Origin of the sequence: Streptomyces sp. NPDC018026 (assembly GCF_044327745.1) — a bacterium.
GTDB classification, from domain to species: domain Bacteria; phylum Actinomycetota; class Actinomycetes; order Streptomycetales; family Streptomycetaceae; genus Streptomyces; species Streptomyces rubrogriseus.
Genome location: NZ_JBIRFY010000008.1, coordinates 287,698 through 307,061, shown reverse-complemented (window position 1 = coordinate 307,061; position 19,364 = coordinate 287,698). Strand labels below are relative to the sequence as shown.

Below are 19,364 nucleotides of genomic sequence, written 5' to 3'. Positions count from 1 at the left end.
CTCTGTGACCGATGGGTAAAGAAGGCTTCTGGGGGCGTTCTTACCTTTCAGGCCGTTATGGGGTGTCAGGCGGCCGCGGGTGCCGCCGTCAGCGCCTCTCGCAGCCGCCGCGCCTGTGTCACCAGCCGTGACGTGCCGCGGCGGTCCGCCACCCCCGACAGGTGCGGCAGATCGCCCCGTTCGCCCGTCCGCTCGGCGCACTCGGCCGCCACGGCCAGCAGTTCACCGAGCCCACGGGCCGAGGATGGTGTCGCGCCACCGGTGGAGAGGTCGGCGAGCAGCACGGGCAGCACCTGGCGCAGGACCGCCCACACCGTGGCGTTCGCCCCCGTCGCCGCGGCGGTGCGCACCGCGTCGGCGAGCCGCGCCGGCTTCACCGCGCCGCGCCGCACCAACTGGCCGAGGTCCGCGCCCAGCCGGTCGGCTTCGAGCCGACCGCGCGCCGCCAGTACGAGCAGGGCGTCCACCGCGGCGAGCCGGTCCTCGGCGTGCCGCGCACCCAGCCCGTAGGCCACGGACAGATGCCCGGCCTCGCCCGCCTCGCCGTCCGCGTCGGCGAGGTGGGGCAGCACCGCGGCGGCGGTGCCCTGCTGGTCGTGCACGGACGCCTCGGACACGTCCCGCAGCAGCCGCGCGGCCACCAGCTCCGGTCGCTCGGGCAGCAGGGCGAACCAGTGTGGGCGCATCGCGCCGCTCCAGTGACTGCAGTACCAGTGGTCCGAGTCCGGGTTCACCGGACGCCCCAGCAGCCGCAGGGCGGCGGGGAACTCCTCGGCCTGGAGGTCGGGCACCTCACCGAGTTCCACCAGGATCCGGGTGTCCGCCGTCCGCCGGGTGACGGAAGGCGCGGCCGGCTCGGTGAGCAACCGGCGCGCGAGCCGCTCCCCCTCCCCGGTGCCCAGCGCCGCCGCGCGTTCCGCCGCCGCGAGCGCCGCCGGGCGGTCGTCCAGCCGCACCCGCAGCAGCGCCTGGCCGAAGTCGACCGCCGCGACCCGGGCGCCCGCGCGGCGGTAGGCGTCCAGACGGTCCACCAGCTCGTCGGGTTCGAGCAGACCCGTGCCCCAGGTGGGGGTGGCCAGCAGGAACGGCTGCGGATCGGTGCGCAGCCGGTGGGCCACCTCCCACACGCGGGCCTCGAAGGGGCGGGCCAGGGAGTTGTGCGCACAGCCGGAGTTCGTCACCCCCTCGTGGACCACCCGGTGCAAGGTGCCCGTCCGGACCTTCCCGTACAAGGTCGCGAGGAGCAGGTCGAAGGCGCGCGCGTCGTCGAACAGCTCGTGGCGGCGGGCGAAGAAGTCGTCGGACCGGTGGCCGTGCCGCGGCTCCCCCTCGGCCCACCAGCGGCGGGCGACCACCGGTTCGAGGGCCGCCAGCAGGGCGTCCCGGTCCAGGTGCGCCTGCCGGACCAGCCCGTCCAGGGCCCGCTCGAACACGGACACGTCGCTTCCGGAGGCCAGCAACGCGCTGATCTCCTCGGCGACTTCGACGGCCGCCGCGGGAGCGGGAGCCAGGCGCACCGGCTGCGGCGGGGGAGGGAGCACCTCCTCGTGGGACACGGTCCGGGCGTCCGGCGGCGTCGCACCCAGGGTGCGCACCGCCCGGGTGCGCAGCGCCGGGATCAACTGCTCCGCAGCCCCGGCGAGCTGCTCCCGGACCTCCGCGGCGGTGACCTTGCCGACGTGCCGTTCGACCAGCTTCAGCGCCCGCTCCTGTGCGTCGGAGTCCTCGTGCCCGAACGCCCGGGCGGCGGCCGGCAGCAACTCACCCGCCGCGGCCGGGTTCTTGGCGAGTACCTTGCCGAGCAGCACGAGCTGGGCCCGCACGAGCTTCTTCTCGGTACGGAACAGCACCGCCTCGGTCGCTTCCGCCAACCGCCGCGGGGACAACTCACCGGCCAGCGCCAGGGCACCCAGCACCGACTGGGCGTGGGAGGCCACCGTCGGCATCGCGTCCGAGGCGAGCGCCGTCCAGTCCGCCGTCCGCCGGCGCTCCTCCTCGCCGGTGAGGGCCAGGTCCCGCAGCAGGCGCAGGAACACCCGGAGCTCGGCCGGTGCGCCCCCGCGCAACAGCCGCGCCACGCACGCGTCGACCACGGCCCGTCGGTCCAGCACGCCCTCGCCGGTCAGCCGGGCCAGGGCGCTGGTCCAGCTCTCGGGTCCGTCGCCGGACAGCCACCCGAGTTGCGCGCCGACGCCTTCGGTGCGGAAGAGGGCGGCGACCAGCTCCGCCAGATGCGGGTCCTGGCGGAGTCGGTCGCCGACCGTGCCGGCCCGCTGCCGGCTTGCGCCGATGTGAAGCAGCCAGCCCCGGACGTACGCGTCCGTCGTCGGCACCGGGCAGCCGGACAACCGCACCAGGCCGGCCATCAGCTCGTACGACACGTTGGAAGCGACCGGTCGCTGGGCGAGGCGGTGCGCCACGTCGGCCAGCCACCCGCGATCGCGGTCGCCCAGCACGTGCAGCAGGACCGACGGTGACGCCTGCGACCAGCGCATGTCGACGGCCGCGAGCCAGTTCGCCACGGCCGCGGCGCCGGTCTGGCACGCCGCGCCCGCCGCGTGCAGCGCCGGGTGGGCCCGGCGGGACTCCGCGGACCAGCGGGCCGCCCTCAGCTCCTGCCGGACGGCCTTCAACTCGGGGAAGCAGGCGCGCCGCTGCACGTCCGTCATGCCGTCGAGCAGCGCCACGACCTCGGCCGTCCGCCCCGCTCGCACCGCCGCCACCAGCAGCCCCGTCGTGTCCGCAGTCGCAGTCGCAGTCGCTGTCACTGCCGCTGCCGCACTCGCCACCGTCGTCGTCATCGCGCACCCCCGTCGATCCGAACCGCACCCTGCGGCTCGCCGGAACCCCGCCGTACCATCCGCACCGCCAGCGCGTGCTTGCACGGACCGCGCCCGCCCCGGTACTTGGCCCACCACAGGCAGCTGCAGGAGAGCACTCCGGCCTCCTCGCGCACCCGGTGCACATGACCGTCCTCGGCCGTGACCGTCCCGATCGGACCGTCCAGGACGACCCCGCCCGCCGCCACCAGGGCGCGGGCCGAACGCAGCCGGGGATTGTGCCGCTCCACGCGTGCCGCGTCGTACGGCAGCTCCCGGTGGAAGTAGGCCGCCTCGGCGGTGTCGTACCCGACGCGCCCCGAGGTGCCGAGGCGGACCAGCGCCGCACGCACCCGCTCGGCGGTCAGGCCCGAGGCGGCGGCCAGGTCGGCGACGTCGATCCGGGGCTCCCAGGCGAGGAGCACCGAGATCAGCTCGGCGTCCGCGGCCGCCTCGTCGGTGGCGAGCGCGTCGAGGACACCGCCCTCCCCGGAGAACCCGCGCGCGGCGTCGGGGGACAGGGTGAGGGTGAGCCGCATGCCCGGCAGGAGCACCTCCCAGGCGGAGGCGGTGGCGGCGGCCCCCGAGGCGACCGCCGGCCCGTAGACCCGCAGGGCCGTGGCGTGCCGCAGTACGCGCTGCAGCGCGACCAGCCGCTCCGGTCCCGGCAGGCACACCGCGCCGGGCACGGCACGCGTCGTCGGCCGCAGCGTGCGCCCGGACGGCACCACCCATCGGGGGCCGGTCGTCCCGCTCCTGCCGCCGCGGGGCAGCGCACGCAGGAAGCGCACCGCCTCGGCCGCGTCCAGTTCGGCCCGCAGGTCGAAGCCGGCCGCTATGACCTGGGCCTCGGCGAAACCGCGCAGCCACCGGTCGGGCAGCGGCACCTTCTTCTCCACGACCGGGCCGTCCAGCGTGGTCACGGCCAGCTCCTCGGGACCCACCCGCAGGTGCAGCGGGTCGTCGGCGCCGATCCGGGACAGGGCCTCGCGCAAGGGGTTGTTGACGTCGACGTTCGTCGTGCCGTGTCCGACCTCGCCGCCGTCGAGGCCCGCCTCCAGCACGTCCAGGCGGGCGTAGACCCCGCCGCAGCCGGAGAAGGACTCGAAACGGAGCCGGTCGCCGCTGCCCGTCACCACCGGGTCGAGGGAGGCCCGCAGCTGCGGCTGGTAGTACCGCGCGGCGGCCACGTCGGCCACCGCGAGCAGCGCCGCGGACGCCTTCTGAGGTGATGTCAGAAAGCCCGCGAAGAACCGAGGATGGTCCACGGCACCGGCGGGCGTCGCACCCCGGGAGGTCTCCAGCCCCAGGTGCTGTCCGCCCGCGGCGGATTCCAGCACGGAGGGTCGTCGATAGGCCACGGCCTGCAAAGATCGCGTCATGGAAAAACCGTAGAGGCGACCACTGACAATCGCTTTGACCTGCGGGAACGGCCGCTTTGGAGGGGAAGTCGAAGCACTCGCCGCACGCCGGCAGGCCGGTGCAGCGCGCTCCACGGCGCGGGGCCGCGCACCGGGGGATGACGCCGGTGCGCGGCACAGCCGACAGGCTACCGGGACTACTGGCCCACCAGGCCCGGCCGCAGCACCTTCGTGAACAGCACCGTGCCGTCCTGCTCGCGCAGCCGCACCGTCATCTCGGCGCTGCCGCCGTCGATGTCGACCTCGCCGAAGAACTGGTAGCCGCCCGCGGGCGAGACGTTCGAGGCGGTCGGCGCCTTCACGAAGACCCGTTCGGGACCGAACGTGGCGTCCAGCGCGCTGGCCGGGAACGCGCCCGCGTTGAGCGGCCCGGACACGAACTCCCAGAACGGCTCGAAGTCACCGAACGCGGCCCGCGACGGCTGGTAGTGCTGGGCCGAGGTGTGGTGCACGTCGGCCGTCAGCCACACCGTGCCGGTGATCCGGCGGTGCTTGACGAAGCGCAGCAGCTCGGCGATCTGCAGCTCGCGCCCCAGGGGAGCGCCGGGGTCGCCCTGCGCGATCGCCTCGATGTTGGGCGCGCCCTCGGTGGTGTCCGGCACGACGAGACCGATCGGCATGTCCGCCGCGATGACCTTCCACACCGCACGCGACCGTGCCAGTTCCCGCTTGAGCCACTCCAACTGCTCGCGGCCCAGGATGCCCTGCGGGTCGACGGTCTGTTCGCCGGGGGAGTTGGCGTTGCGGTAGGTCCGCATGTCCAGCACGAACACGTCGAGCAGCGGGCCCTGGCGCAGCACCCGGTGCACACGCCCCTCGCGCGCGCCGGGGCGCAGGGTGGAGATCGGGAAGTACTCGCTGAACGCGCGCCGGGCGCGGGCGGCCAGGACGTCGACGCTCTTCTCCGTGTACCGGTCGTCCGTGTCCGCGACCACCTGGCCCGGGTACCAGTTGTTGCGGACCTCGTGGTCGTCCCACTGGACGACCGACGGAACCCGCGCGTTGAAGCTCCGCAGGTTCTCGTCGAGCAGGTTGTAGCGGAAGTTGCCGCGGAACTCGGCGAGGGTCTCGGCGACCTTGGACTTCTCCTCGGTCGTGATGTTCCGCCAGGTGCCGCCGTCCGGCAGGGCGGCCGTCCCGGCGATGGGACCGTCGGCGTAGATGTTGTCGCCGCTGCACAGGAAGAAGTCCGGGTCCAGGGCGCCCATGGCATCGTAGATGCGGTAGCCGCCGAGGTCCGGGTTGATGCCCCAGCCCTGCCCCGCGAGGTCGCCGGACCACACGAAACGCACGCCCTCGCGGCGGCGGACCGGCACGGTGCGGAAGGTGCCGGTGACCGGCTTGCCCGTGCGGCGCGGGTCGTCCGGGTCGGCGAGGAGCACGCGGTAGTGGATCTGCTCGCCCGGCGGCAGACCGCGCAGCCGGGTGGTGCCGGTGAAGTCCGTGTCGCGCCCGAGCAGCGGACCGTGCCACCGGTGCGGGTGGCGGAACGACTCGGTCGCCGACGTCTCGACGATCATCCGGGCCGGCCGGTCGGACCGCACCCAGACCAGTCCGGAGTGGGAGGTCACGTCGCCCGTCTGCACGCCCCAGCCCGCCCCCGGCCGTCCCGATCGGGCGAACGCCGGCGCCGCCCCCAGGGCGGTGGGCAGGGTCAGGGCGGCCGACGCGGCGAGCGAGCCGCGCAGCACGCTGCGGCGGCCGGGCAGCGGACGGTGTGACATGGATGCGCCTCCAGGGACGGGATCCGGCCGGTGTACGGGCCAGGGTTCGAGCCAGTGTGCAGAGCCAGACCTACTGGCAAGGCGCGGCGCCCACGGAAATTGCGGGTGAACAACCCGGACGCCTTGGGGCCCCGGGCATCCGTCGCCCGCCCGCGGCGGGTGCCGCGTCACACGGCCCGTGCCATCCGCGCCACACCCGCCCGGATCCGTGCCGGTGTCAGATGCGCGTAGCCCAGCACCAGCCGCACCTCCTTCCCCGCCACCGGACGGTCGCCCACCGGTCCACCAGCCCCACCGCCGTGCGCGTACGCAGTCAGTGGGCGCACCGCGACGCCCGCCTCGCTCACGCGCGCGAGGAACCCCTCCTCGGGCCCGTACCGCTCCGGAAGCGTGGCGATGGCGTGCAACCCGGCGGCGATGCCGGTGACCCGTGAGCCGGGGAAGTGCTCGGCCAGCGCGGCCACCAGGGCGTCGCGGCGCTCCCGGTAGGCGCGCTGGCAGACACGGAGCCGGCGGTCGTAGTCGCCACGCTCGACGAAGCGGGAGAAGACCGCCTGGTCGAGGGCCGGGTGGCCGAGGTCGGTGGTGCGCTTGCGCTCGACGACGGCCTCCGCCAGCCAGTCCGGCACCAGCAGCCAGCCCAGCCGCAGCCCCGGGGCCAGGGACTTGCTGACCGAGCCCGTATAGGCGACGCGTTCCGGATCGAGCCCCTGGAGCGCGCCCACGGGGGCACGGTCGTAGCGGAAGTCGCCGTCGTAGTCGTCCTCCAGGACGAGGCCGTCAACGGACCGCGCCCAGTCGAGCAGTTCGGTGCGCCGCCGCGCCGAGTAGGCGATCCCGGTGGGGAACTGGTGGGCCGGTGTAGTCACCACGAGCCGGACGCCCGACGCGTACAGCGGGCCCATGGCGAGGCCCTCGTCGTCCAGTGGGAGGGGTACGGTGCCGAGGCCCGCCGCGGCGTACAGGGCGTGGTGCTGAGGGCTGCCGGGGTCCTCGACACCGGCGGTGCGCGTCCCGCGCGCGTGGAGCACGCCCGCCAGCAGCGAGGTGGCCTGCGCCACGCCGGAGACCACCATGATCCGTTCCGGGTCGGCCACCACACCCCGGCGCCGCGCGAGCAGCTCCGCCAAAGCGGTCCGCAGCCGGGGCAGCCCGCGCGGGTCGGGGTAGCCGAGGCTCTCGTGCGGCAGCTCCGTCAGCACGCCCCGCTGCGCGGCGGCCCACGCCGCACGCGGGAAGAGCGACAGATCCGGTGTCCCCGGCACGAAGTCGACGCGATCGGCGGGGGAGTGCGGGGCGAGATCACGCGCGCGCGGACGGGCGGCCCGTACGGCGTCCCCCACCCACGTCCCCGCGCCCCGCCCGCTGCGCAGATAGCCCTCGGCCGTCAGCTGCTCGTATGCCTCCGTCACCAGCCCCCGCGACACCTTGAGGTCGGCCGCCAGGTCCCGGCTGGACGGGAGGCGGGTGCCCGGTGTGAGCCGGCCCGAGCGGACCGCGTCGCGCAGCGCCTCCTGCAGGGCGCGGCCACGCGCGCGTGCCGGTGCCGAGGCGGCGGGCAGCAGCAACTCCCAGGCCGCGCTGCCGGCGGCGGAGCCAGGAGGGCCGGCAGGAGGGCCGCCCGGGCCGGTCGACGGCGTCATGAAAGAAGTCCCCCCGAACATCACGTCTGCACCACGTCTGCTCAATCGTCCCCACTTTACGAGGGGTTGGACCCGCTGGTGCGTAAACCGGAGTGACAGACCACAGCGAGGGGGCAGGCCGAGGTCGCGCCCCGGAATCGTACGCGCAATCCAGGAGCGCCCGTGGACGCCAAGAACCGTTTCGAGACGAAGACCACCTTCGCTCTCTCCCGACTCGAATGGCTGGGCTTTCTCACCGTATCGGTCGTACTCGCATTCCAGCATCTCGCGGAAATCCGCTGGGCCGTCTTCGTGCTGCTGTTCGCGGTGATCGACGTCGTCGGATACCTGCCCGGCGCGATCGCCTTCCGGCGCAGCCCGGACGGACACGTGCCGCGCGCCTGCTACGTGGCCTACAACACCATGCACAGCCTGGTCACAGCGGGTGTCCTGGCCGGGGCGTGGGCGCTGTTCGTCGGGCCGGAATGGGCATTGCTGGCCCTCCCGATCCACCTCATGGGCGACCGGGCCCTCTTCGGGAACTCCCTCAAACCCTTCGGCGTCTCCTTCGAGCCGGAAACCACCCCGGAGTTCCGCGGGTTCGAGCAGCGGTACCACTCGGCGGCGGATTCCGGGAAGAACGCCGCCCCGCGGACTGCCGTGGAGGACGCCGATGCCCTCCGTGCTTGACACACTCGCCGCGCACAGCGACAACCCCAGTTCATTTCTCGCCCTCAACAGCGGGAACGCGTACTTCCACGACGGCGGGTTCGACGGCACCTGCGCCTATCGCACCTCGGGCCGCTACGTCCTGCAATTCGGCGGCCCGTTCACCGCGCCGGAACACCGTGCACGCCTGCTGGACGCGTTCGCCGCCCACGCCGGCCGCCGTCTGGTCGCCGTGCAACTGCAGCGGGCGGACGCCGAGCTGTACGCGGCGCACGGCTTCACGGTCAACCAGCTCGGGGCGTCGTACGCGGTCGACCTGAGCCGTTTCACGCTGCGCGGCTCGCGGTTCGTCCGGCTGCGGAACAAGATCTCGCGCGCCCGGCGGGCGGGCCTGGAGGTCGCCGAGGTCATGGCCGGCGACGACTGCGCCGAACTGGACCGGATCGACGAGTGCTGGCTGCGGGACAAGGGCCGGCACGTCAAGGAGCTGCGCTTCCTGGTCGGCCAGCGCAACGGGAGCCTGCAGCGGCACCGCCGTCTGTTCGTCGGCCGGATCGACGGCGACACGGCCGGGTACATCAACTACTCGCCGGTCTACGGCAGCCGCTCCGGCTGGCTGCACGATCTCAGCCGACGCCGCCCCGACGCTCCGCCCGGCGTGATGGAGGCGCTCAACGCCACCGTCATGGAACGGCTGACCGCCGAAGGAGCGGGCTGGCTGCACTTCGGCTTCACCCCGTTCACCGGGCTCGACCCCGAGCACGAACTGTCCGGTGCCAGCCGTGTGTTCACCCGGTTCGCCCGTCTCCTGGCCGAGCACGGCGACGTGATCTACCCGGCGGCCTCCCAGCTCGAGTACAAGCAGAAGTGGGCCCCGCACGTGGTCCTGCCGGAGTACATCGCCTTCCGCGGCAGGCCCCGCCCCGGCGCGGTCTGGCAGTTGCTGCGCGCCACCAACGCCCTCTGAGCCACCGCGTCCACGGCCGTGCGAGTGCCGCGCCGATTCCGTATTCATCCCACCCTGGAGGACTGCCCGCCCATGAGATTCCTAGAGCGTGAACGCGCCACCCTCGCGAAGCTGCTGCCCGAACTGGACCCCGCCCTGCGCGAGGCCCCGCTGATGGAACTGGAGCGGCCGGGCAGCCCGGGCATCCGGCACTTCCGGGACAGCGGCGGTCCAGGACTGCTCGTCCCGGAGGACCACCAGGGCCGGGGCGCCACCGCGCTCGATGCGCTGCGCGTGCAGCGGGCCATCGGCAGCCGCTCGCCGTCCCTGGCCGTGGCCACCACCATGCATCACTTCTCCATGGCCACTCTCGTCGGGATCGGCGGCCTCGGCGACGGCCTGGAGTGGATGCTGATCGAGGGCGTGGCCTCGTCCAACCGCGTGATCGCCTCCGGCTTCGCCGAGGGCCGCAGCGGCGCGGGCATCCTCGACCCGTCGATGACCGCCACGGTGACTGCGGACGGCGTCCGGATCAACGGCGTCAAACGGCCGTGCAGCCTGGCCCGCTCCATGGACGTGCTCACCGCCAGCGTGCTGATCCCGCGCGAGGACGGGCAGGGCGACGAACTCGCCGTAGCCCTCGTGCCCGCGGAGAGCGAGGGGATGAGCGTCAGCGGCTTCTGGTCCAGCGCCTTCCTCGCCGGGGCCGAGAGCGAACAGGTCACGCTCACCGACGTCCTCGTACCGCCGGAACTCCTGCTGCGCACCGGGACGACCTCCGGTGAACAGCTCGACGAACTCCAGACGGCCGGTCTGATCTGGTTCGAGACGCTGATGACGGGCAGCTACCTCGGCGCCGCGAGCGCGCTGGTGGAGCGGGTGCTGCTGAACGACCGCATCCCCGAGCACGAGCGCGTACGCCTCTTCGTCGAGACCGAGGCCGCCATGGCCACCGCCGAGGGCGTCGCCCGGCGCATCGACGCCGGTGACCTCGACGAGTCGGCGCTCGCCCAGGCGTTGTACGTGCGCTACGGCGTTCAGGACGCCATCGCCCGAGTCGTCCCGCGCGCGGTCGAACTCCTCGGCGGCCTCAACTTCATGACGTCCGACGAGGTGGGCCACCTGGCCGCCTGCGCCAACGGACTCTCCCTGCACCCGCCGGCGCGCTCCCGGATGACCGCCCCGTTCTCCGCGTACCTGGCGGACCGGCCACTCGCCATCGCCTGACCGCGCCCCCACCGTCCACCGGTGGGCCGAGACCCGTTGGGAGAACACACCCCCCATGCCGTCAGACAACCAGCGTCTCGCTCTTCTGCCCGTCGGCCGTACGGGACGGCGCGACCGCCCTTCCCTGCTGCTCACCGGCGGTTCCGGAGTGCTCGGACGTGCCCTGATCGACGAGCTGTCACCCGACTTCGACCTGCTGTGCCTGCGCCGCAACACGCCGTTGCGCGATCCGCGGGTGCGCGAGCTCCAGGGCGACCTGGTCGCTCCCCGGCTCGGCCTGGGCCCACTGGCCTGGCACGAACTGGCCCTTGAGGTGGACGTGGTGCTGCACTGCGCCGCCGAGACCAACTGGCGTACCCCGCCACAGGACATCACGCGCACCAATGTGCTCGGCGCCGACAACATGCTCGACCTGGCGGCCCGGGCCGACGCCCCGCTGTACCTGGTGAGTACCGCGTTCGTGGCCCACAGCCCCACCGAGGAGGACCGCCGGCGCTTCCCGGGTGCGGCCGCCTACCTCGACTCCAAGGCCACGGCCGAACAGATGACACGCGAGTCGGGCGTGCCCGGCGCCATCGTCCGGCCCTCGGTCGTCATGGGTGACTCCGTCAGCGGGCGGATCGCCGGTGAGCAGGGGCTGACCAGGACGATCGGCTCGATGGTCCTGGGGCAGGCCCCGGTGCTGCCCGGAGCCCCCGAGACCCGGATCGACATGGTGCCCCAGGACTACGTCTCGCGGGCCATCGGCGACCTGGTCCGGGGCGGGGTGGCCGACGGAGAGTACTGGCTGACGGCCGGCAAGGAGGCCATCGACCTGCGGGAGTTCACCGACGTCTGCGCCGACGTCGCGGTACGCCACGGCCTGCCCCGGCCCCAGCGGCCCCGGCTCATCCCTGTCGACGCCGTGCACCGGCTGCTCCTGCCCATGCTGGAGGGCACCTCGCTGCCCGCCTCCCTGCGGCGGCGGCTGGAGTACTACGCGGAACTGCTGCTGGTGTTCCAGCGGGAGCTGCCGTTCGACACCTCCCTCGGCGAACCCGACTGCGGCACCCGCCTGACCCGGACCGACATCCGGGCCGCGCTCGTACGCAACGCCGAGAGCTGGGCCGGGGACAGGGCAGGCCTGCTCACCCGGAACCGATCCGCCGCGACCGCCCCCACGGAGGTGGCGTCATGACCATGTCGCCCCCGTCCACCGGGACCACCGGGCCGTCCGCCGGGACCGCCGGGCCGTCCTCCACCCCGCGCGCCGACACCGCCGCGCCGACCGACCGGCCCGACGTCGTGGACCTCTACCTGAAGCACATCGGCTCCGGCCGCGCCGTGATGGGCCGGGTCATGGGCGGCATGGCCGAGGTCCGCTCCGAGGGGACCTGGATCGACGCCGACGACGGCCGCCGCTTCCTGGACTTCGGCGGCTACGGCGTCTTCATCATGGGCCACCGCCACCCGGCCGTCGTCGAAGCCGTGCACCGGCAGATCGACACCCACCCGCTGGCCAGCCGCGTCTTCCTCGAACCCGTCGCCGCCCTGGCCGCCCAGGCCCTGGCCGCCCACACCCCGCCCGGCCTCGACTACGTCCACTTCGTCAACTCCGGCGCCGAGGCCACCGAGGCGGCCCTGAAGCTGGCCCGCGCCCACGGACTCACCTCGGTGATCACCACCCGCAGCGGCTTCCACGGCAAGACCCTCGGCGCGCTGAGCGTCACCGCCAACGCCACCTACCAGACGCCCTTCCAGCCCCTGCTCCCGGACGTCACCCAGGTCGCCTACGACGACCCGGCCGACCTCGAACAGGCGCTGGCCGCCCGCCGCGACCGGGCCTGCGTCATCGTCGAACCCGTCCAGGGCGAGGGCGGCGTACGCATCCCCCGCCCCGGCTACCTCAGCCAGGTGCAGGCGCTGTGCCGGGCGTACGGCGCCTTCCTGATCGTCGACGAGATCCAGACCGGCATGGGACGGCTGGGCACCTGGTGGGGCGTCGACGCCGAGGGCGTGCGTCCGGACGTGCTGCTCGTCGGCAAGGGACTGAGCGGCGGTGTCGTACCGGTCGCCGCGATGGTCGCCACCGCCGAGGCCTACGCCCCCTTCAGCCGCGACCCCTACCTGCACACCTCCACCTTCGGCGCCTCGCCGATCGCCTGCGCCGCCGCCCTCGCCACCGTACGGGCCATGGAGGAGGAGGACACCGTGGCCCGGGCCGCCGCGCTCGGCCCGCGCATCCTCACCGCCGTACGGGACGTGTGCGCGCCGTACGAGGGCGGACTGGTCCGTGAAGTGCGCGGCCGGGGCCTGCTGATCGGCATCGAGTTCGCCGAAGAACAGGCGGTCGGCGAACTCCTGCTGGAACTGATCTCCCGCGGTGTGCTCGTCAACAACTCCCTCAACTCCACCCGGGTGCTGCGGCTGACCCCGCCGGCCGTGGTCGAGGACTCCGCGCTCGAACTGTTCCTCACCACCCTCGGCGCGGCCCTGCGCGGCACGGCCGACCGTATGACCGGCTGACACCGGCTCCTGGCGCCGACGCCAGCCACCCGCTCCGGACACCAGCGTCCGGAAACCCTCCGGGAAGGAACCGAACGACCCATGCGCCACGTGGTCCTGCACGCCCTCACCGACGAACTGGCACCCGCCGACGTCTACGCCCGCATCAGTGACTTCCGCCGCTATCCCGAGCACAGCGACACCTTCCGCGAGGTGCACGTCGAGCCTCCGCTGCCCGACGGCTCCACCGTCTCGGACTGGACCGTCGAGTTCCGGGGCGGCCTGATGCGGTGGCGGGAGCGCGACACCTACTCGCCCGAGACGTACTCCATCGCCTTCGAACAGCTCAGCGGCGACTTCCAGGCCTTCGAGGGGAGCTGGCGCTGCGAAGCGAGGGACGGCGGCACGCTCGTCGTCTACACCGCGGCCTTCGACCTCGGCATCCCTTCCATGGCCGAGATCCTCGACCCGGTGGCCGAGTCGACCCTGCGGACCAACATCGCCCGCGTGCTGCGGGGCCTTGCGGGCGCGGAGGTGATCGATGAGCGCGCGGCTGCGGCTGGTGACTGACCGGGCGGCCGTCGCGGGCGCCCCGCCCCCGGTCGCCGACCCGCCGCGCGAGGAACCGCTGCACGAGGAACCGGGGCCCGGCGCTGCCCGCTGTCTCGGCCTGTACGCCAAGCTGGCCGCCGGCGTGACCGTCGTGACCGCCCGCGGCGAGGACGGTCCGCTGGGCATGACGGTGTCCGCCGTCACCTCGCTCTCCGCCCGCCCGCCGCTGCTCCTTGCCTGTCTGCGCGACGGCTCCCGCACCCTCGCCGCCGTCCGCGCCCGCCGGTCCTTCGCCGTGCACCTGCTGCGCGAGGAACAGCAGGAACTCGCGGGCCGGTTCGCGTCCCCCACCACCACCGCGGCGGAGCGGTTCGCCGGGACCGACACCCGGCAGGTGCTGGGCGTCCCCGTGCTGGCCGGCTCGCTCGCCTGGTCGGTGTGCCTGACCGAGGACGTACGCCGCTACGGCGACCACCACCTCGTCGTCGGCCGGGTCGCCGCCGTGCACGTGGGCGGCGGGCGCCCGCTGCTGTGGCACGACCGCCGGTTCGGTGTGCTGACCGAGCCGGTGCCGGACGCCGCCGGATGACCAGGCCGCCGGCCGGAACGCCGTACTGGGACCCCGCGGAACTGCCGACGCAGCCCCAGTTGCACGGCGTGGTCACCGCGGACGTGGCCGTCGTCGGGGCCGGGCTGGCCGGGCTGTCCTGCGCCTACCACCTGGCGGAGCGTGCCCCCGGGCTCGACATCGCGGTGGTGGACGCCGAGCACCCGGCGGCCGGCGCCAGCGGCCGGGGCACCGGTCTGCTGGGCCCCCGGGCCGGCCCCGCGGTCGACCGCGCGGTGCGCCGCTTCGGCCCGCAGACGGCGCGCAGGATGCACCGGGCCAGTGAGCGGGCGGTGCGGGACGTCCTCGCCCTGTGCGCCCGGCTCGACGTGTCCTGCGGGCTGCGGCCCGGCGAGCAGTTGGTGGCCACGCGGTCCTCCGCGGGCCTGGTGGCACTCGCCCGCCAGGCCCGCGCCTGCCGCGAACTCGGTCTGGACGTCCCCGTCCTCTCCCCGGCCGGCATCCGCGACCGGGTCGGCGTGCCCTACCGGGCGGCACTCCTGCACCGCCCCGCCGCGACCCTCGACCCGGCCGCCCTGACCTGCGCCCTCGCCCGTGCCTGTGCCGACAAGGGCGTGCGATTCTACGGCCGCAGCCCGCTGCTGGCCCTGCGCCCCGGCGATCTGGTCGGCCCCGAGCTGGTCCTCCCGCACGGCAGGCTCTACGCCGGTCAGGCGGTACTGGCCGTCAACTCCGCCGCGCAGGCGCTGGATCTGCCGATCGGCACCGTGCTGCCGCTCGAGGTGTACGCCGTCGCCACCGAACCGCTGAGCGCCCCGGCCTACGAGGCGCTGGGCGGGCGCGCCGGACACTCCGTCGTCGACGCCGTCCCGATGGCGCCGTACTTCCGGCTGCTGCCGGACCGGGGCCTGGTGGCGGGCGGCGGTACCGCCACGGTCCCGGCGGGTGTCGGCGCCTCCCGTCTCCAGGCCGTCAGGGAGCGTGCCTGGGCCTGGCTGGAGAGGTGGCTGCGGTCCCTGCATCCGGACCTCGCCCGGGTACGGGTCACCCACCGCTGGTCCGGCCGCATCGGCATGACGGGCGACGACCTGCCGGTGGTGGGGCCGGTCCCGGGCTTCGACGACGTCTGGTACATCGGCGGCTGCTGCGGGCACGGACTCGCCCTGTCCGTGGCGCACGGCGCGCACGTGGCCGCGGCCCTGCTGGGTGAGCCGGAACCCGGCGAACCGCTCCCGTGGCACCGTTCCCGGGCCCCGCGCCTGCCCGCACGCGGACCCGTGCGGCCGCTGTTTCAGGCGTACGTGGACGCACTGGGGCGCATCGCACGGCATACATGCTGACGGCGGCGCGGCCCGCATCCGTACCCCAGCTCCGCAGACCGCGGACTCCGGCGCCGCAGACCCCGGCCTCGCAGCCCCACAGACCCTCAGCACCCGACCAGGAGGTTCCACCATGCGACCCCACCTCGGTACGGACGGCCGCCTGCCGTCGGCCCTGTCCATGGGAACCGTAGATGCCGCCTTCCACCTGGCGACGGGCGGCAACCCGGTGCCCCTCGCGTTCACGTTCGGGTTCGAAGGCCGTGCCCCCACCCTGGACTCCGTACGCGCGCGGGTCGCCGAACGCGTCCACCGCGTCCCGACGCTGCGCTACCGCATCGCACGGGACCGCAGGAGATTCAGGCGAGTGGACCGGATCGCGGTGGACCGGCACGTGCACGAGGCCTGGCTGCCCGAGGACACCGACGGGTCGGCGACCAGCCGCCTGATGCTGTCCCGGCCGATGAGCACGGACGACCGGCCGCCCTGGGACGTGTGGCTGGTCCACGGCCCGGCCGGCCGCCACACCCTGGTCTACCGGACCGACCACACCTTCCAGGACGGCATGGGCGCCGCCTACACCGCCCGCGCCCTCCTCGGAGACCACCCCGAGGGCGGACCGGCCCCACAGCGTCCCGCCCGGCCCACCGCCCACGGCCTCGCGGACGCCCTGGGCGAGGTGGTGGCCGCCTTCCGCGCGCCCACCCCGAAACCCGCGTTCGACGGAGAGTTCACGGGCCGTGTCGACGTGTGCCACGCCGACACCCCGCTGGCCCGGCTGCGCGCCATCGCCCGCGCCCACGGCGGCACGGTCACGGACGTCTATCTCGCGGCCCTGTCCCACGCCGTCCGCACCTGGTACCTGAAGGACACCGGCTCGGCCCATCCGCCGCTGCCCGTGTCGATCCCGATGTCGGTCCGGGCCCCGGGGGAGGAGTACGCCCCGGGCAACCGCATGGTCACCGCCCGGCTCCTGCTGCCCTGCGACGAGGAGTCACCCCAGCGGTCCCTGGCCCGGGTGGTTGCCCGCACGGGCCGGCTGCGGAAGAGCCGGCGGCGCGACGCCATGCGCCTGCTGCTGTCCGCCGCCCCGCGGCCGCTCGGCGCCACCGTCGGCACCCGCCTGGTCCGCGGGGCGTTCGTGGCCGGCCCGGTGAGCAGCGTGAACTTCGGCACGGCCCTGGTCCACCAGGGGGTCGCGGCCCGCCGCGCGGCCGTCTTCGCCGGCGTCGCGTCGGGCATCCGGTGTGTGACGACGCTGACGAGCCAGCACGACACCGCGTGCCTGACCGTCGTTCACGACGAGGCCCTGGCGACCGCGGACGAACTCCCCGACCTGTGGCTCGCGGCGCTGCTGGAGCTGGAGCGGCCGTAGCCCACGGCACCACGCGCAGGCCCCGGACGCACCGTCCGGGGCCTGCGCGTGGTGCCGTGTCAGGGAGTGCCGCGCAGTGTCCCGGTGGTGAGGAAGACGCTCTCCGCGGCGGCCGTGCCGATCAGCGGCAGATACGGGGTGAGGCGCTCGACCGCGTACGGCAGCGTGTACAGGTCGGCGGCCGCCGCGTCCCAGCCGTGCTCGGCCCACCAGCGCTTCGGATCGGCGATCTGCCAGTTCCAGGCCAGTCCGATCGTCGACAGGGCGTCCATGAAGGGCGCGACGAACGGGGAGGACATGGTCGCGGAGTTCACGCACTCGGCGCCGAACATGCTGCCCGGGGCGGAGAGTTCGGTCATCGCGGTGACGACGGCCTCCACCTCCGGCGGCCGAAGGAAGTACAGCGGTGCCTCGCACAGCCAGGCGGTGGGCCTGCCGGGATCGAATCCCGCCGCCCCGAGTTCCTCTCGCCAGGATGCCGTGCCGTCGGCCTCGACGCCGGTGCGGCGTCCGCAGGAGAGCCGGCTCCAGTCCAGTACGTACTCCTTGAAGGCATGTACGGCCGCGTCCTCCACCTCGAAGACGTGCACCCCGGTCGGCCAGTCGAGCCGGAAGGCACGGGTGTCGAGACCGGCGCCGAGCAGCACCACCTGGCGGCAGCCCGAACGGGCCGCGGCGAGAGCGTAGTCGTCGAAGAAGCGGGTGCGTACCACCTGATAGTCGGGCAGCATGCGCTGCAGCGGTCCGTCACCTGGCGGGCCCCCGTCGAACCCGGCCGCGTGGAGGAAGTCGGCGGCCCACGGGTCGCGGACGAGCGGCGCGGGCCGGAGGTTCTCCGCCGCGTGTGCGGCGGCCGTCCAGAGCGCCGCGCGGGAAATGCCGTGCGGGGTCGCGGCGGCCGGCGCGAACGGTGACTGCGGACGAGTGGATTCCGGCATGGATCTCCTTGAGGTGGGGCGGGGTGGCTGTGCGGACCCGGTTCATCCGGAGCGGCGACGGCCCAGCAGGAACGCCGCGGCACCCAGCGCGAGCAGGCTTTTGGAGGGGCGGGTGGGCCGCTGGCCGCCCATCGCGGCGGGGGTGCGCGGCTCGTGGATGTTCAGTGCGAACTGGCGGTTGGCCACGTCGGAGAGGACGCCCCGGACCTGTTCCGGACTGGTGACGGCGGCCAGCAGAAGCTCCATGGAGTTCCGGGCGAACTGGTTGCGGCCGAGGAAATCGCGGCCCAGTGCGAAGAGGATCTTCGGCACCTCCGCCTGGAACACCTCGGGCAGCGTGATCTCGGGAGCCAGGCACCGCACCGAACCGTCGAGGTTCGCGAAGGACTTGCCCAGCAGTGAGACGGCCGGCGGCGAACCGATTCCGCGTTTGGTCGCCTTGGCCAGCACAGTGGTGAGCGCGACGCCGAAGTTCATGTCCTCCAGCGAGAGATGGGAGACCGTGGGCACGAACGCGGCCATGTCGGCGGCGAACGCGGGCATGTTGGCCCACGGCGTCAGCCGGCCCATCTCCGCCCAGTGCTGCGCCAGCCCGGCCCCGTCGTTCTGCGCCATCGCCATGAACAGCGGCAGCAGCTGAAGACTGGTCCTGCGGTCCAGCCGGCCGACCATGCCCCAGTCGATCAGCGTCGCGGGTCCGCCGGGAGCGGCGAAGACGTTGCCGGCGTGCGGGTCGGCGTGGAAGAAGCGATGGACGAAGTACCCGTGGTACATGAACCGCAGCAGGTCCTTGCCGATCTCCACGCGCTCGTCGTCCGTGAAGTGGGCGCGGTCGACGTGCCGCACCGACTTCCCGTCGGCCAGCGACTGGACCAGGACCCGGGGGCTGGCGTGCAGGACCCGGGGCACCTCCAGGGAGCGGAACGGGCGGACGTGGTCACGGGCCTCGTCCATGTTGCGGGCCTCGCCGGTGAAGTCCAGCTCCGGCTCCATGGCGTCGAAGACCGAGCCGAGCATCGCCTCGACGTCGATGACCTCGTTGAACCGGGGAGCGACGCGGGCCACGATCTTCGACGCCCGGCGCATCAGGACCATGTCCGCGAGTACGCCCTCGCGGATGCCGGGTCGCTGGATCTTCACCACGGCCGCGCGCCCGCCGGGCAGCGTCACGCGGTAGACCTGGGCGAGGGACGCCGCCCCCAGCGGGGCGACGGTCTCGATGTCGTCGAAGCGCAGCTTCCAGTTCGGCCCGAGGTCGCGGGCCAGTACCGGCTCGAACTCCGAGAACGGCTGGACGTCGACCTCGTCGTGCAGGTTCTGCAGTTCGTCCCGGATGGACTGGGGGACCATGTCGGGCCGGGTGGAGAGGACCTGGCCGAGTTTCACATAGAAGGGGCCGAGGCTCTCCAGGGCATGCCGGACCGCCTTGGCGCGGCGCTGCTCCGCCCCGGCGGTGGCCTCGGCCGCGGACCCGGCGGAGCCGACCGGGCCCTCCGCCGGGGAATGCGCGTCCCGCTTCGTACGCCTCCGCAGCCGGGTCGCCTGTCCCACCTCGTCGGCCACGAGGCTGCCCAGGACCCTGACCACGAGACGCAGCCGATCGCCGACGACAGACGTCATCGTGTGTGATCCTCCTCAGATCGGGACCCGGGTACGGAACGGCGGTCGGCGTGCGCCACGGAGACGGCCGGACGGGACGG

Annotated in this window: 15 protein-coding genes; 9 read left to right on the top strand and 6 right to left on the bottom strand. The window is 73.7% G+C overall.

Annotated features, from left to right (window positions below; genetic code table 11):
- Window positions 1-65: 65 nt before the first annotated feature.
- From ACH4D3_RS25540 to ACH4D3_RS25525, 4 genes are all read right to left on the bottom strand, one after another.
- A complete protein-coding gene (locus ACH4D3_RS25540) occupies window positions 66-2,801 on the bottom strand; it encodes a DUF6493 family protein (protein ID WP_398326126.1) in 2,736 nt (911 codons plus the stop codon).
- On the bottom strand, window positions 2,798-4,201 hold the full coding sequence (locus ACH4D3_RS25535; RefSeq protein ID WP_398326123.1) for an SWIM zinc finger family protein: 1,404 nt from the start codon (window positions 4,199-4,201) through the stop codon (window positions 2,798-2,800). The genes ACH4D3_RS25540 and ACH4D3_RS25535 overlap by 4 nt, the downstream gene beginning before the upstream one ends.
- 176 nt (window positions 4,202-4,377) lie before the next feature.
- Window positions 4,378-5,964, bottom strand: coding sequence for an alkaline phosphatase D family protein (locus tag ACH4D3_RS25530; protein ID WP_398326120.1), 1,587 nt, complete (start codon window positions 5,962-5,964; stop codon window positions 4,378-4,380).
- A gap of 167 nt (window positions 5,965-6,131) precedes the next feature.
- A complete protein-coding gene (locus ACH4D3_RS25525; RefSeq protein ID WP_398326117.1) occupies window positions 6,132-7,607 on the bottom strand; it encodes a PLP-dependent aminotransferase family protein in 1,476 nt (491 codons plus the stop codon).
- A 162-nt stretch (window positions 7,608-7,769) separates the two neighbouring features.
- Between ACH4D3_RS25525 and ACH4D3_RS25520 the strand changes: the two genes are divergently transcribed.
- From ACH4D3_RS25520 to ACH4D3_RS25480, 9 genes are all read left to right on the top strand, one after another.
- Window positions 7,770-8,276 carry a hypothetical protein gene (locus tag ACH4D3_RS25520; RefSeq protein ID WP_398326114.1) on the top strand — a complete coding sequence of 169 codons (507 nt, stop codon included), beginning with the start codon at window positions 7,770-7,772 and terminating at the stop codon, window positions 8,274-8,276.
- The gene (locus tag ACH4D3_RS25515; RefSeq protein ID WP_398326111.1) at window positions 8,260-9,222 is read left to right on the top strand and encodes a bifunctional lysylphosphatidylglycerol flippase/synthetase MprF; all 963 of its coding nucleotides are present in this window, start codon (window positions 8,260-8,262) and stop codon (window positions 9,220-9,222) included. The genes ACH4D3_RS25520 and ACH4D3_RS25515 overlap by 17 nt, the downstream gene beginning before the upstream one ends.
- Window positions 9,223-9,294: 72 nt before the next feature.
- Complete coding sequence (locus ACH4D3_RS25510) at window positions 9,295-10,428, top strand: acyl-CoA dehydrogenase (RefSeq protein ID WP_398326108.1); 1,134 nt, start codon at window positions 9,295-9,297, stop codon at window positions 10,426-10,428.
- A 55-nt stretch (window positions 10,429-10,483) separates the two neighbouring features.
- The gene (locus tag ACH4D3_RS25505) at window positions 10,484-11,605 is read left to right on the top strand and encodes an SDR family oxidoreductase (RefSeq protein ID WP_398326105.1); all 1,122 of its coding nucleotides are present in this window, start codon (window positions 10,484-10,486) and stop codon (window positions 11,603-11,605) included.
- Window positions 11,602-12,933 (top strand): aspartate aminotransferase family protein, encoded by a 1,332-nt coding sequence (locus ACH4D3_RS25500; RefSeq protein ID WP_398326102.1) that lies wholly within the window; start codon window positions 11,602-11,604, stop codon window positions 12,931-12,933. The genes ACH4D3_RS25505 and ACH4D3_RS25500 overlap by 4 nt, the downstream gene beginning before the upstream one ends.
- 81 nt (window positions 12,934-13,014) lie before the next feature.
- The gene (locus ACH4D3_RS25495) at window positions 13,015-13,482 is read left to right on the top strand and encodes an aromatase/cyclase (RefSeq protein WP_398326099.1); all 468 of its coding nucleotides are present in this window, start codon (window positions 13,015-13,017) and stop codon (window positions 13,480-13,482) included.
- Window positions 13,454-14,053: a flavin reductase family protein gene (locus ACH4D3_RS25490; RefSeq protein ID WP_398326096.1), complete on the top strand. Its 600-nt coding sequence runs from the start codon at window positions 13,454-13,456 to the stop codon at window positions 14,051-14,053. The genes ACH4D3_RS25495 and ACH4D3_RS25490 overlap by 29 nt, the downstream gene beginning before the upstream one ends.
- Window positions 14,050-15,372, top strand: coding sequence for an NAD(P)/FAD-dependent oxidoreductase (locus tag ACH4D3_RS25485; protein ID WP_398326093.1), 1,323 nt, complete (start codon window positions 14,050-14,052; stop codon window positions 15,370-15,372). Before ACH4D3_RS25490 ends, ACH4D3_RS25485 begins: the two co-directional genes overlap by 4 nt.
- A gap of 112 nt (window positions 15,373-15,484) precedes the next feature.
- Window positions 15,485-16,726 (top strand): wax ester/triacylglycerol synthase domain-containing protein, encoded by a 1,242-nt coding sequence (locus tag ACH4D3_RS25480; protein WP_398326090.1) that lies wholly within the window; start codon window positions 15,485-15,487, stop codon window positions 16,724-16,726.
- Between the two features lie 59 nt (window positions 16,727-16,785).
- On the opposite strand, the gene ACH4D3_RS25475 is transcribed toward ACH4D3_RS25480, so the two are convergent.
- The gene (locus ACH4D3_RS25475) at window positions 16,786-17,664 is read right to left on the bottom strand and encodes an SAM-dependent methyltransferase (protein ID WP_398326087.1); all 879 of its coding nucleotides are present in this window, start codon (window positions 17,662-17,664) and stop codon (window positions 16,786-16,788) included.
- A 42-nt stretch (window positions 17,665-17,706) separates the two neighbouring features.
- A complete protein-coding gene (locus tag ACH4D3_RS25470) occupies window positions 17,707-19,284 on the bottom strand; it encodes an ABC1 kinase family protein (protein ID WP_398326084.1) in 1,578 nt (525 codons plus the stop codon).
- Window positions 19,285-19,364: the final 80 nt, after the last annotated feature.